Origin of the sequence: Chryseolinea lacunae, from assembly GCF_016735595.1 — a bacterium.
Classification (GTDB): Bacteria; Bacteroidota; Bacteroidia; order Cytophagales; family Cyclobacteriaceae; genus Chryseolinea; species Chryseolinea lacunae.
Genome location: NZ_JAERRB010000009.1, coordinates 1 through 13,913, shown reverse-complemented (window position 1 = coordinate 13,913; position 13,913 = coordinate 1). Strand labels below are relative to the sequence as shown.

Annotated in this window: 12 protein-coding genes; 4 read left to right on the top strand and 8 right to left on the bottom strand. The window is 52.5% G+C overall.

Translation table 11 applies throughout. From position 1 onward, the window contains the following. Window positions 1-11: 11 nt before the first annotated feature. Entirely contained in the window at window positions 12-404 is a 393-nt protein-coding gene (locus JI741_RS22165; RefSeq protein WP_202013599.1) for a hypothetical protein, read from the bottom strand. Then, window positions 401-928 carry an acyl-CoA thioesterase gene (locus JI741_RS22160; RefSeq protein ID WP_202013598.1) on the bottom strand — a complete coding sequence of 176 codons (528 nt, stop codon included), beginning with the start codon at window positions 926-928 and terminating at the stop codon, window positions 401-403. Before JI741_RS22160 ends, JI741_RS22165 begins: the two co-directional genes overlap by 4 nt. Before the next feature lie 423 nt (window positions 929-1,351). Between JI741_RS22160 and thrA the strand changes: the two genes are divergently transcribed. The 3 genes from thrA to thrC are packed head-to-tail and all read left to right on the top strand — an operon-like array spanning window position 1,352 to window position 6,142. Then, complete coding sequence (gene thrA / locus JI741_RS22155) at window positions 1,352-3,799, top strand: bifunctional aspartate kinase/homoserine dehydrogenase I (protein ID WP_202013597.1); 2,448 nt, start codon at window positions 1,352-1,354, stop codon at window positions 3,797-3,799. A 53-nt stretch (window positions 3,800-3,852) separates the two neighbouring features. Beyond that, window positions 3,853-4,785 (top strand): homoserine kinase, encoded by a 933-nt coding sequence (locus tag JI741_RS22150; protein WP_202013596.1) that lies wholly within the window; start codon window positions 3,853-3,855, stop codon window positions 4,783-4,785. 52 nt (window positions 4,786-4,837) lie between these two features. Beyond that, window positions 4,838-6,142 carry a threonine synthase gene (gene thrC / locus JI741_RS22145; RefSeq protein ID WP_202013594.1) on the top strand — a complete coding sequence of 435 codons (1,305 nt, stop codon included), beginning with the start codon at window positions 4,838-4,840 and terminating at the stop codon, window positions 6,140-6,142. A 76-nt stretch (window positions 6,143-6,218) separates the two neighbouring features. Here thrC and JI741_RS22140 read toward each other — a convergent pair whose 3' ends face one another. The 6 genes from JI741_RS22140 to JI741_RS22115 form a co-directional block, all read right to left on the bottom strand. Next, a complete protein-coding gene (locus JI741_RS22140) occupies window positions 6,219-6,866 on the bottom strand; it encodes a protein-L-isoaspartate(D-aspartate) O-methyltransferase (protein WP_202013592.1) in 648 nt (215 codons plus the stop codon). Between the two features lie 333 nt (window positions 6,867-7,199). Then, a complete protein-coding gene (locus JI741_RS22135) occupies window positions 7,200-9,881 on the bottom strand; it encodes a CHAT domain-containing protein (protein WP_202013590.1) in 2,682 nt (893 codons plus the stop codon). A gap of 3 nt (window positions 9,882-9,884) precedes the next feature. Next, on the bottom strand, window positions 9,885-10,829 hold the full coding sequence (locus JI741_RS22130; RefSeq protein WP_202013588.1) for a hypothetical protein: 945 nt from the start codon (window positions 10,827-10,829) through the stop codon (window positions 9,885-9,887). A 96-nt stretch (window positions 10,830-10,925) separates the two neighbouring features. Beyond that, window positions 10,926-11,906, bottom strand: coding sequence for a M23 family metallopeptidase (locus tag JI741_RS22125; protein ID WP_202013586.1), 981 nt, complete (start codon window positions 11,904-11,906; stop codon window positions 10,926-10,928). Window positions 11,907-11,921: 15 nt separating this feature from the next. Beyond that, window positions 11,922-12,467, bottom strand: coding sequence for a molybdopterin adenylyltransferase (gene mog, locus JI741_RS22120; protein ID WP_202013584.1), 546 nt, complete (start codon window positions 12,465-12,467; stop codon window positions 11,922-11,924). Between the two features lie 519 nt (window positions 12,468-12,986). After that, window positions 12,987-13,472, bottom strand: a complete 486-nt coding sequence (locus JI741_RS22115; protein ID WP_202013583.1) for a phosphatase domain-containing putative toxin — start codon at window positions 13,470-13,472, stop codon at window positions 12,987-12,989. Window positions 13,473-13,502: 30 nt separating this feature from the next. Between JI741_RS22115 and JI741_RS22110 the strand changes: the two genes are divergently transcribed. Beyond that, complete coding sequence (locus tag JI741_RS22110) at window positions 13,503-13,796, top strand: hypothetical protein (RefSeq protein WP_202013580.1); 294 nt, start codon at window positions 13,503-13,505, stop codon at window positions 13,794-13,796. Window positions 13,797-13,913: the final 117 nt, after the last annotated feature.

Below are 13,913 nucleotides of genomic sequence, written 5' to 3'. Positions count from 1 at the left end.
AACACACCGGGTCACACACCAAACATCTGACGCAAGGCCAGCCACAGGATCTTCTTCTTGGCGTCGTCAAGGCTGCTCAGGCTTTCGCCTGCCACGACCGACACGCCTTCAACGGTCACGTTTTTATAGAGCTCCGGCGAGCCGGCAAAAGTGGCACCCAACGCCACCACTTTGGTGGGGGCATAGGCCGCTATGTCGGTAAGGCTGAACTGATTGCGGGTGATGATGCGCACCGAAGCAAGACTGAGTCGCAGCGCCACAATCATTTTGGTGAGCGTGGTCTTGTCGGCATCGGCAATGGTTTCCCAGGGTTGGTTCAGGATGAACAATACCGGTGAGGGAAGGCTGTAGAGCTCTTCCTGATACAGGCTTTCGAGGGGCGATGACGACGCGGGTACACTCATGATTCGCGAATATCGAAAATGGATCTCAGTTCTTTTGCTTCCGAAGGCTTCATTCTTCCGGAAAGTATCAGGCGCAGCTGGCGACGACGCAGGGCGCCTTCATACAAGGCCTGCTCTTCTTCGTTTTCGGGTTCCACTTCGGGCACGTCCACCGTTTTGCCGGCGGCGTCCAGAGCCACAAAGGTGAAGTAGGCCGAGTTGCTTTCGAACTTGTTGGCGTTGGGAACATCTTCCGCTTCCACATCGATGCGCACCTCCATAGACGAGTTGAAGGCACGGGTAACTTTGGCTTTCAGGGTCACCACGTTGCCCAGGCGGATGGGATGCTTGAACGAAATGTTGTCGACCGATGCCGTGACTACGATGTTGTTGGAATGTTTTTGTGCCGAGATGGCCGAGACGATGTCCATCCAATGCATGAGGCGTCCACCCATTAGGTTGTTGAGGGTGTTGGTGTCGTTGGGAAGCACGAGCTCGGTCATGCTGACAAAAGATTCTCTGGGAAATTTTTTCTTACGCGACATTTTCTGGGTAAACCAAGGATGAGGCCAGCAGCAAGTTCTGGAAGCGTTCCAAAATCGTGGTTGTCAAAACGCACCAACAACTTTCAAATCTGTCGTTTCAAACGTTGCCAACGCACTACTAACCGTTAGTTCGTGCAAAAATCATAAAAAATACTTTGCAATCAAGTTTATCATTTCATTATTTCGGTGCGTCAAATACATGCAAGCAACATTCACCATACCTTTCTGCGGATCCTTTATCACAAAGGCTGCTGTGGCTTGCCCCTTCATTATCACCATTTCTATTATTACCATCATTACGGGGTGACCCGTGCGTGATTCCATACCCCAGCCATGCCCGATTAGTGTCCGCCTCCAGGAGTTGGACAAACTGATCACCCCAGTCACATTCAAAACCATTCAATCCTTAACATACCTCTTCTCATGAAGATCCTGAAATTCGGTGGCTCATCGGTAGCCACCCCGGCACGGATACAGTCTGTAATCGACATTGTAAAACCCCTGCTCGCCACCGACGTGGCCGTAGTGTTCTCTGCCTTTGGCGGCGTCACCGACAGCCTCATCACCATGAGCACACTGGCCCTCCAAGGCAACCTCGAATACAAGACCAAGCTGAACGAAATGGAGAAGCGCCACCTCGAAGCGGTGCGCGAACTCATCAACATTCAGCGCCAAAGCGGCATCCTGGCCCAGGTAAAGTTCATGGTGAACGAACTCGAAGACGTGCTTCATGGCGTCTATCTCGTGAAAGAACGTACACCCCGCACGTTAGACTATGTGATGAGCTTTGGCGAACGCCTGTCGGCCTACATCATTGCCGAAGCGTTCAAAGACCGCGGTCACGCAGCCGAATTTCTCGACGCCCGTAAAGTGATCCGCACCGACAGCCACTTCGGCTATGCGAAGGTGGATTTTGAAGTGACCAACAAACTGATCGGCGAATATTTCAAGCACCATCCCGAAGTGCAGATCATTACGGGCTTTGTGGCTACATCAGAGGGAGGGGAAACCACCACACTGGGACGCAGCGGCTCTGACTACACCGCCGCTATTTTTGCAGGCGCCCTGCGTGCCACCGATCTTGAAATATGGACCGATGTGGACGGCATGATGACGGCCGATCCGCGCAAAGTGAAGAAAGCCTTCACGGTGCCACAGATGAGCTACGAAGAAGCGATGGAGCTTTCGCACTTTGGTGCCAAGGTGATCTTCCCGGCCACCATGCAACCCGCCATGGTGAACAAGATTCCCATCTGGATAAAAAACACTTTCAACCCCACGTTCGAAGGAACGGTGATCCATGCCGAATCGAAAAACGGCAAGATGATCAAAGGTATATCGAGTATGAACGGTGTGAGCCTGCTGAGCCTTCAGGGCAGCGGCCTGCTGGGCGTGGTGGGTGCGTCTATGCGATTGTTTGCCACGCTGGCACGCGAGAACGTGAACGTGATCCTGATCAGCCAGGCATCGTCCGAACACTCCATTTGTTTCGCGGTAGAAAATGCGTCAGCAGCACGCGCCAAAGCTGCCATCGAAAAAGAATTTCAATACGAGATACGCAACGAGGAGATCGACGAAATGCCGTGCGACAACGATCTCTCTATTGTAGCGGTGGTGGGCGACGGCATGAAGCACAGCCCCGGCACCAGTGGTCGTATGTTCAGTGCCCTCGGAAAGAACGGCGTGAACGTGGTGGCCATCGCACAAGGATCGTCCGAACGAAACATCTCGGCCGTGATTCCGCAAGTGGATGCCGCAAAGGCTCTCAACGCCTTGCACGAAGCGTTCTTCCTGTCTGACAGAAAAGTATTGAACGTGTTTCTCGTGGGCACAGGGCTCATCGGAAAAGCGCTGGTGGCCATGGTGAACGAACAGTTTGCCAAGCTGGCCAAAGAAAATCGTTTGGAGGTGAATGTTGTGGCTGTGGCCAACAGCCGCAAGATGTTGTTTAACGAAGATGGCCTTCCGCTGACTACGGCGATCGATTCGCTGGTGAAAGAAGGGGAGGACATGAGCATGCAGGCTTTCTACGACAAGATGTTGTCGCTGAATTTGCCCAATAGCATTTTTGTGGACTGCACTTCGAGCCCCGATGTGACGGCGTTTTATGAAGCCATCCTTTCGGCCAACATCTCGATTGTGACACCGAACAAGAAAGCAAACTCGTCGTCGATGGAAGACTACCGTCGTTTGAAGGCTACGGCGTTTCAACGTGGCGCGAAGTTTCTCTATGAAACCAACGTGGGCGCAGGCCTGCCGGTGATCAACACCATGAACGATTTGCTGCTGAGCGGCGACAAGGTGTTGCGCATCGAAGCGGTGTTGAGCGGAACGTTGAACTACATCTTTAGCTCGTTTGAAGCGGGACGGAAATTCAGCGACGTGGTGAAGGAAGCAAAAGCCAAAGGCTATACCGAACCCGACCCGCGCGACGACCTCAACGGCATGGACGTGGCCCGCAAAATCCTTATCCTCTCGCGCGAAGCGGGCCTGGACATGGAGCTTAGCGACATCGTGGTAGAGAACCTCGTGCCGGCCACATGCCAGGGCGACATCTCCATCGACGAATTTATGACACGCCTCGAAAAACACGACGCCGACTTTGAAGCCTTGCGCAAGCAGGCCGCCGACAAAAACGAGAAGCTTCGCTACATGGCCGTGCTCGACGGCGGTGTGGTGAAAATTCAACTCGGTTCTGTGGAGGGCAAGCACCCGTTCTATTCCCTGTCGGGAAGCGACAACATCATCCTGCTCACCACCGAACGTTATCACGACAGACCCATGGTGATCCGTGGCCCTGGTGCAGGCGCTGAAGTGACGGCCGCCGGTGTGTTTGCCGACGTGATCCGCATCGGTCACTATGCCAAATAGAAACGCGCATTGAACAGAAAAAAATAACCCTTACGGAGCGACAGCAAGTATTCATGAAATCCATAAAAGCACTAGCACCCGCCACTGTGGCCAACGTATCCTGTGGATTCGACATCTTCGGCTTTGCCGTGGAGGCCCCGGCCGACGAAGTCATCATCACCCTCAGCGACGAGCCCGGCGTGGTCATTAAACAAATCACCGGCGACGGCGGCCGTCTTCCCCTGGAAGCAAGCCGGAACACGGCAGGCGTGTGTCTGGAAGCATTCCTGCAGTCTATTGGAAGCGAGAAAGGAGCGGAGGTTGTTCTTCACAAGAAACTTCCCCTGGGCAGTGGCATGGGCTCCAGCGCCGCGAGTTCTGCCGCAGCGCTTGTTGCCATCAACCATCTTTATGACAACCCGCTGTCGCGCGAACAGCTGCTGCCATTTGCCATGGAGGCCGAACGCATTGCCTGTGGTTCGGCGCATGCCGACAACGTGGCGCCTTCATTGTTGGGAGGCTTTGTGTTGATTCGCGGTTACGCTCCGCTGGACGTGACCCGCATTCCAACACCACCCAACCTCTACTGCACCTTGGTTCATCCACACCTCGAATTGAAAACGGAAGACTCGCGTCGTGTGCTCAAAGCATCTATTCCAATGAAAGATGCCATCACCCAATGGGGCAACATTGCGGGTCTTGTGGTGGGCTTGATGAAACCTGACTATGGTTTGATTATGCGCTCGCTGCACGATGTGGTGGCTGAGCCTATACGCTCCACGCTCATTCCCGGGTTCGAAGTCATCAAAGCCGAGTCGCTAAAGAACGGCGCGCTGGGGTGTGGCATCTCGGGCTCCGGGCCAACCATCTTTTCGCTCAGCACGGAATATTCCATTGCCGAGCAGGTGGGTAAGGCCATACAGGCTCAGTTCACATCGATGAAACTTGAAAGCGACGTGTTCGTGTCGAAGATCAACGACGTGGGCGCGAGGATTGTGAACAACTAAGTATTTAAGCATCGGGACCAGCCCCATCAAAAAAAACTACACCACACGGGAGATGAAATTTTATAGCACCAACAACCCCAGTCTGAAAGTCGACCTTCGTCAGGCGGTTACGCAAGGTCTTGCGCCCGACAACGGGCTCTATATGCCGGAACAGATTCCGGTTCTGTCAAAGACGTTCTTCGAAGCCTTACCAACGATGTCGTTCGAAGACATGGCCTTTGCCGTGGCCCACAACATCATTGGCGACGACATTCCCGCCGAAGAGCTGAAGCGCATTGTGAAGCACACCTTGCAGTTTGACACACCGGTGGTGAAGGTGGAGGACGATGTGTATGCCTTGGAACTGTTTCATGGCCCTACGCTGGCGTTCAAAGATTTTGGCGCACGCTTCATGTCGCAACTGCTGGGCTATTTTGCAAAGCAGCAGGATCAGGAAATCGTGATCCTCGCGGCCACCTCGGGCGACACAGGAAGCGCCGTAGCCAACGGCTTTCTGGGTGTGCCCGGCACGCGCGTGGTGGTGTTGTATCCGTCGGGCAAAGTGAGCGAGATTCAGGAGAAACAATTCACCACGTTAGAGAAAAACATCACCGCGCTGGAAGTGGACGGCACGTTCGACGATTGCCAGCGCCTGGTGAAGGAAGCCTTTTTGGATCAGGACCTGAAGAAGAAGTTCTTCCTCACGTCGGCCAACTCCATCAACATTGCGCGGCTCATACCCCAGTCGTTCTACTACTTCTATTCCTACGCGCGCCTGCAACATCTGGGCAAGCCGGTGGTGTATTGCATACCCAGCGGAAACTTTGGGAACATCACGGGCGGTCTGTTTGCGCAGCGCATGGGTCTTCCCATACATCACTTTGTGGCGGCCACCAACAGCAACGATGTGGTGCCAGTCTATCTCAAAACAAAACAATTCCAACCCAGGCCGTCGCAGCAAACCATCAGCAACGCCATGGATGTGGGCAACCCCAGCAACTTCGTGCGCATGCTCGAACTGTTCGGTAAAGATTTCGACGCACTCGCCAAAGACATCACAGGCTACTCATTCACCGACGACGAAACGCGCACTGCGATGCGCGATGTGTTTTCACAAAAGCACTACGTCATGGATCCGCACGGCGCCATTGGCTACCTGGGGTTGAAGAAATACCAGAAAGAAATCAGCAACAATGTGACGGGCGTGTTCCTCGAAACCGCGCACCCAGCAAAGTTCAAGGAAGTGGTAGACGAAACACTGGCCACCAGCATAGACATTCCCGAGCCGCTTCAGAAATTTATGGCCGGCAAAAAAACAACCATTCCCGCCACCACAGACTTTGGTGCGTTCAAGAAATTTTTGTTAGAGAAGTTTTAGAGAAGGCATTTTGATTCACGTGTTGATGTTCACTTGATGAAATGAAACATCAACACGTGATGATGCAATGATCGCATCACTTCCAACCCTGCTCGCCCAACAGCGGCACAAACGCAAAGTTTGCAAACTCTTCTTTTATCAGCTTCCCGTTCTTTTTGCGGATGCGCAACATCGATTGCTTTTCGCGATCGCCAACGGGAATAACCAGAATGCCATCTTCGGCGAGTTGCTCGGTGAGCGCAGTGGGCACAACGGGTGCGCCGGCGGTCACAATGATTTTGTTGAAGGGTGCTTTTTGCGGCAACCCTTTTGAACCGTCGCCGTGAAAAAAGTAAGGTTTGTAGCCCATGGCCGGCAGCACTTCGCGCACGGTTTCGTAGAGCTTCCGGTTGTATTCGATGGTGTAAACTTTGGCCTTCAATTCCAGCAACACACAGGCCTGATAGCCCGACCCGGTTCCGATTTCCAGCACCTTGTCGCCAGGCTTTATTTCGAGCTTCTCGGTTTGAAACGCGACGGTGTAAGGTTGCGAAATGGTCTGCCCTTCGCCGATCGGAAAAGCCTTGTCCTGGTAGGCATGATCGAGCAGTGCATTCTCAAAAAAAACGTGTCTTGGAACCCGGTTTATGGCGGCCAAAACACCCTCATCTTTGATGCCTTTTTCGGCCAGTTTTTTGACCAATTTTTGACGTAATCCACGGTGCTTGTAACTGTCTTCGATCATGCTTCAGAAAAAAAAATTGGATTGTGGATGGAATGTGGATAACAATTCAAAGATCTGTAGATCAGTTGATTGCGTAAAAAAAGTGGCTTTTTCGAAATGAAGAAATGTCATGCTTTCTAAAATATGCGCTCGCAAAAAAGCCATTTTTTCAGGGTTAACAAAGTTTCAGAAATTCTTTAGGAAAAGTCGAACTTATACCCTTACTTTAAAGTTCTCTCCACACAGTGAAAAAGCTTTTTGCCATAGCGTTCACATGTGTTTATCTGCACCGTACAGTAGTTGTGTTAATCGCACTAACTACTGTACGAGCAGAATAAAAAAAGTCCCCCTTTTTCAGAACCCAATCAGCACAAACGGAGCCCAATAATACGGCGATTTGAAGCGTTCGCTTTTCAGCAAATCGAGCTTCGCCTGGCGCAGGTTTTGGCTGTAGGTTGATCCCGGGTTTTCCAGCATCGTGCCATAAAAGTCTTTCATCAATTCGGCCGTCGATTCGTCGGCCACACTCCAGAACGATACGATTATGTTTTTAGCTCCCGCATACACCAATGCGCGCGACAAGCCGATCACACCTTCGCCCTGCGATATTTTTCCAAGCCCGGTTTGACACGCCGACAACGTGACCAGGTTGGCGTTGAGTTGAAGGTTATAAATCTCGCCCGTGAAAAGATTGCCGTCTTCGGCGTTCGTTGTGGCATTCAAAAAAATGCGCGACAATTCAGGATTGGCTTCGTCCACAATGCCGTGCGTGGCAAAGTGCAGATAGCTGAAGTTTTTCAAAGCATCCGATTTTGCCAGCTGTTCGTCGGCCTTGTCGCGTGTATACACGGCGTTGCGAAAGTGGCGTGTGGTGAAGAGCTGCGAGATTTCGTTCACCTCTGATTCCGTGCCCGGCAGTTCATTCAGATTCTCTTTGGGATCGAACACCACCGGCGCACACAAAAAGATGGAAGCCTCTGCCGGCGATTTTGTTTTTGATTTCTGAAGGATGAGCGACGCCGAGAATTCGTAGCGCACGCTGTACTGCCTGAGCAGGTAGGGCAGCGTTGCAAAACTGGCCTCGCGTTTCACCTTGCCCGACAGCAACGTTTCGAACGGCACAATGCTGAGGCGCCCAGTAGGCAGGATCACAAGGTCTTTCACGGCATGGGGCAGGTGGTCGGGTATCAACAGGGCCGACAGGTTTTCGGCTGCGCGGCGATAGGTGTTGATTTCGTTAAAGTACAAACTGTTGCGCAGGCCGGTAATGTATTTGTCGAACGATGGGGGCAGCGCGTGGTCAACGATGCTGAAGTGTTTCTTGGTCACCACAAAGATGTAGAGGTGGTTGTTCTTGTCGTCGGTGAAGTAGCTGAGCACGGCGGTGTGGTCGTCCATGCGGGCCTGCAATTCGGGAATGGACGGCGAGGCGGTGTTGTATTTCAGGTTGAAGTATTCGGGAAATTTTGTTTCGAGCTGGCGTGTGAAGTTCTCGTAGCTGCGGTTCAGGTTGAAGGCGGTTTCGCGGAGGTAGCGCTCTTCCTGCTCCGAGGGCTTTTGTGCGAGTTGCTGGGCGGTGAGGGCAATCATGGCCTTCAGGCTCTTCTCTTCTTCCAGCAACGCGGCGGGGATGCCGGCAAACGATTTGGCGTTCACGTCAGAGATGGCCTCCAGCAACACGGCCGACTTGCTCTTCTCGGCAAAGTAGAACGACAGTGCACGCCACGGTCTCTTGTGCAACGCCACCTGGGCAATCTCGTGCGTCATGCGAACACCGTTGGCGTAGATTTCGTTGGCGATGGCGCCCAGAGCGATCTTGTCTGTTTCGTTGGTGATTTGTTGCCGCAGCCGGTCTATGAGCGTGTCGGCCACCTGAAGCGTTTTCACGGCCAGTTCCAGTTCGGGCAACTTCAGGGTCTTTCCGAAGTAGCGCGACTCCAGGGCCTGCGCCTTGTTCAGCAGGGAATAGAGCAGCGTGTTGCCGTTATAGAAATCTTTTAGCACCGGGTTCACCGTCAGGTCGTCGCTTTCGAATGAGCGCACGTTTGCCTGCAGGGCGTATTGATAGTCTTTCAACGCCTCGTTAAAATTTCCTTCCGACAGTTTGAGGTTGCCAATGGCATTCCACACCGAAGCCCGCTCCGGATGTTTTTTGCCGTAGGCGCTTTCATACATGGCGAGCGCGCGGTCATAATACCCGAGGGCGGCTTTCTTGTCGCCCATTTTCAAATACGTTTCTCCCAGGCTGAACAGCACAAACGCTTTGGTGGGGTGGGGCTGGGCATAGATTTTTTCCCACGTCTTCAACGCCGATTCAAAGTTGTTCACGGCGTCGCCATACAATTCCATCTGGCGGTAGATGAACCCGGTGTTGGTGTTGGCCAACGCAATCTTAGGGTGGTCTTTGCCGTGCAGGGTTTCATAGATGGCCTGGGCTTTCTCGTAATAGGTGAGGGCCTTGTCGGGATCGGTGGCGCTGTAGACCAGTCCGAGGTCGTTATAGGATGCGGCTATCCATTCGTTGTTGTCTTTGAAAAACTTCTGGCGGATGGCCAGGGCGCGGGTCAGTTGTTCTTCGGCCTGCGCATACTTTCCCGTGGAGCGATAGAGGTTGCCAAGGTGCGCGATGGCCTGGGCGGCTTCGGGGCTGTTTTCCTTGCCATCTTTTTCGAAGTTCTGTAACGCATTTTGAAGGGCCTCCAGCGAGCGATCGTTCCGACCCTGGTAAAGGTACAGCAAGCCGTAGTTCGTTTGTGTAATGGCCTGCTGAAAGGCCGTTTGGCTTTGCGCCGAAATGTCTTTCAGTTGTTGCTCGGCGTCGTTGAATTTTCCGCCGCGAATCAGGGCTTCTGCCTTTTTGTTTTGGAGTATAGCGCGCGCGTTGCCGTCGCTCGTTTTTTTCAGGGCGGCGTCAATCACCGTCAACACCTGGTCGTATTGCGAATCGAAAAACAGGGCATCGATGGTGCTCAGGTCCTGGCTGTGCACGATCCCGGCAGACAGCAACAGGACGGCAAAAAATAGAATACTTTTCATGAATCAGAAGCGGTAGTAGTAGCCGAGGGTGGAAACAAATTCGCGGGTGAGACCGTCGGGATTGAATTCGCGGTTGCGAATTTTATGGGCCAGCAACAGTTTCACACCCGAGCGCACGTTAAAACTGTAGCCGGTGGTGAAGGTGCCCGACAACGCCAGGCCCATGGCACCGTCGGGCCGCACGCGCTCGCCGGTTTTGTCGGTGATCTCATCGTGATAGACCCTGAAGATGGGCAGTAGCCCCACCGTGAAGTTGAGGCGCGAAAACCGGAAGTTGCGTTCAATGCGCAACATCACGTCGGCGCCGCGTTTCAGTTCTTTGGAGTTTGCATATTTCTGCACATAGTCCAGTTCGTCCTGATCTTTCCATTCCGTCCACAGAAACTGGTTGCCGTTCCGGTTCAGGGGAAGTTGCACGCCGGTGGCAAACATCCAGTTGCGGCTGATCAGTGAAACGCCGGCAATGAGATCGTACGTGCCCAGGCTGGTCTGGTAATACATGGGCAACGCGTTGCCTTCGGCGTCGTGTTTGTTCGAATTGTTGGAGGGCAGCTTGCCGCCAAACGAGAAGTTGATATCATATTTCTCTGTGGAGCGGATGTTGCGTGTGAGGCAAAGCGAAATGTCGCCCAGGCTCGAGGTGTTGCCCAGTTGGCCGCGGGCCATCTGGTAGGGGAGCTTCACCTGGAAAGAGGTCTTGGCATTCAACCCGAAGTTGAGGTCGGCGGTGGCCACATAGATCACCGGCGTGAGGGTGGTGGTGCCGCGATAGAAGCTGATCTCCATGGAGCGCAGCTTCAATGCGATTTTTTTATTGAACGGCTGGTCGGGCTTCATGGCGCCCATGGTGCAAAAGCCTGCGTCGCTGCAGCCTTGTGCGCGCGTGGTGTGAGAATGAAAAGCAAAAAGGATGAGCAACAGGAAACTCCGACAGAAAAACCTGAACATAGACAAGGGTTTAGGATGAACGAAGGTAGGCTAAAAAAAGAAAACCCGGAGCGATTTGCGCTCCGGGTTTCCATTCTGTGTGTGACAAAAAATTGGTTACATGCCCAGCGATTGGTTTTCGATGGAGGCCAGCTCCAGCACCTTCTCGTATTCGGCAGCAGAAAGATCGTTGTAGAAGTAGTGAACGGGATCGACTTGTGATCCTTTGATGAGCACTTCATAGTGCAAGTGCGGGGCGGTAGACAAGCCTGTGTTGCCCACGTAGCCAATAAGGTCGCCGCGTTTCACGTTCTGGCCGGCGCGCACGGCGAAGTCGTGCATGTGTGCATAGCGGGTGCGGTAGCCGAAGCCGTGATCCACTTCCACCGATTTGCCATAGCCGCTAAACTGCACTTTCACTTCGGCCACGGTGCCGTCGGCAGTGGCGTAGATGGGTGTGCCAATGGAGGCGGCGAAATCGATGCCCGTGTGCATCTTCTTCACTTTATAGATGGGGTGCGTGCGCCATCCGAAACCGGAGGCGAGGGCCACCAGCTGTTTGTTGGAGATGGGCTGTATGGCCGGGATGGCCGCATAGAGTTTTTCTTTCTTTTCGGCCAGCGTCACCACTTCGTCCTGCGATTTGGATTCGATGTAGAGCTTGCGGCGGAGGAGGTCTACCTTTTCGCTGAGGCTCACCACCATGTCTTTGCGCGAGAAGGATTTTTCCTTGATGTCGGCATAGCGGTCAACACCGCCCACGCCGGCATGGCGAATGGATTTTTCGATGGGTTCGGCTCCCAGCACCACGCGATAGATGTTGTCGTCGCGGTGTTCTACGTTGTCGAGGATGGCGCTAAGCGATTGCACTTCCTTCGTCATTTTTTCGTAGTAGAATTCGAGCTCCTTCACTTCGTTCTGGAGGATGAGCTCTTTGGGAGATTCAAAATAGTTGCTGTAGAGGATGAGCAAGCCCACGGCCATGGCCACAGTGAGGGAAAGCAATCCCAGGGCGTTTAAAACCACATCGCTGGTCCGGGTTTTCACCCGCTCATACTTACACGTTTCCGTGTCGTAGTAGTACTTGATACGTGCCATAAACTCGCAATTTAGTTACTGAGGCCTGAAGACTTTTACGACCTGATCGTTACACTCGATAAACGGTCCTTCCAGCAGGTCGATGCAATATGGTATCGCCGGAAAGACGGCATCCAGGCATTGCCGGATGGCCTTTGGTTTCCCTGGCAAATTTACGATTAAAGTTTGGTTCCTGATGCCGGCCGTCTGCCGCGAAAGGATAGCTGTTGGCACGTATGTAAGACTTTTTGCACGCATCAGCTCCCCAAAACCAGGCAAAAGCTTGTTGCAAACGGCTTCCGTGGCCTCCGGGGTCACGTCGCGCAGGGCCGGGCCAGTTCCTCCGGATGTAATAATAAGACAGCAATTGCGCCGGTCGGCCATGTCTTTCAGGGTGTTTTCGATTAAATCCTGCTCGTCGGGGATGACGGCGTACTCCTTTTCCCAGGGGCTGGTCAGGTATTCGCTCAGTGTCTCCACGATGGCTTTGCCGGGGATGTCTTCATAAATGCCTTTGCTGGCGCGGTCAGAGACGTTGATGATGCCGATGCGGATGGGTTTGGTTGTTTTTTGGGGTTCCATGTGAGGGGTTAAAGTAAGGATAATTTTGGGTTTGTTTTTTTTGAAGTGTTGGTGATGTTTTGATGGCAGGGGCGTGTGGTGGTCTGGCTTGAGAGTTGAGCATGATAGTCGCTTTTTCTGTTTCGGTTTTCTCGCATTTCATAGCCCCGCTCCTGGGCCGCGGAGGCCCCGCATGTCCCCATCTGGGCTAGACCCGACCCGCGCATGCCATGACCAGGCCAAAGGTCGGCTCAGGCCCAGATGGGAACATGCTGGAGGTTGGGTGTGGGTGCGTGGTGTGGGAGTGCGGGTTGGGGCAGGTGTGTGATGCTTGCTGATAAGACGATGTGGTGTTCACCACAGGGCAATATCCTTTTGGTATGCTCACGATTTATTTTCCCCGTCCAATCGTCGGGTTCCACCCGACGATTCAAAAAGGGCACCACCCTTCCTTGGTGCCACAGCACAAACTTCATAGATCTTCACATTGTATTGGCACTCGAAGTGCGCGTTGAATCGCAGTGCTGTACTTTTTATAAGCTAATGTCTATTCTCTAACCACTTTGTTTGCTCGGCTGTGTCGGGAACGCTAAGTCCACGAATGTTGCTGATGTGGAAGAGAATATTTTTGGGATTTTGCATTGTTTTTAACATGACCGCACCCGCAATGATTGACGAACGTCCGATTCCCATGCGACAATGAATTACGATGGATTGTCCTAGTTCCAATCTCTGCTGGACGCTTCTTATTAAATCCTCTGTCTTGTTTCCGATAGCCGGAACACCTCTGTCGGGTATTGGGAAATTGAAGTAGGTGATGTCATACTGTGAGCAAAGGTGTTCTTCTTGCTGAAGTCCAAGTTCGCGAACCTCGTGCAGCTCCAGCAAGGTTATCAGGACCTTTACATTCTGCTTCTTGAGATTGTTAATTTCTGTGTCGAGCCAATCATTGCCCCGGGGGCGCGCCATGATGCCAAGCTTTGCACCATGAGCATAGGTGTGCAGCCAGTAGATTTTTGTGTGCATTGGTATGATAGTTATGGGTTACTTTTAGGAATGAATTTGAAGGCGTTTTTCTTGTTGGTTTTCGTTGGCAGCATGCATCAGGGTTTTGCCCAAAAAAAGAAACCGATTGATTTGTATGTCATTAGCTTAACAGAGCACCTGTCATATTTGAAATCGGTTCAAAGCCCGATAGTGGGCTATGTGGAGAAGACCAATGAGACTGAAGGTCTTCCAAGTCAGATAGGCGATATTCAACTTGAATATCTGACAAAATCAGAGATAAGAGCCAAAACGCGTGGGGGGAAGCAAATTTTCCTACTGGTCATTCGACCTGTTCAGGTGTAGTAGTTCCGACTTAATCTGACAGTTGGGTTAACTTAGAAGTGCAAACTATCTAAAGTCAAACCCTTTAAACTGTCAGAAAAATGAGAACAGAATCTAAGTTAATCAAAACGAAATTAG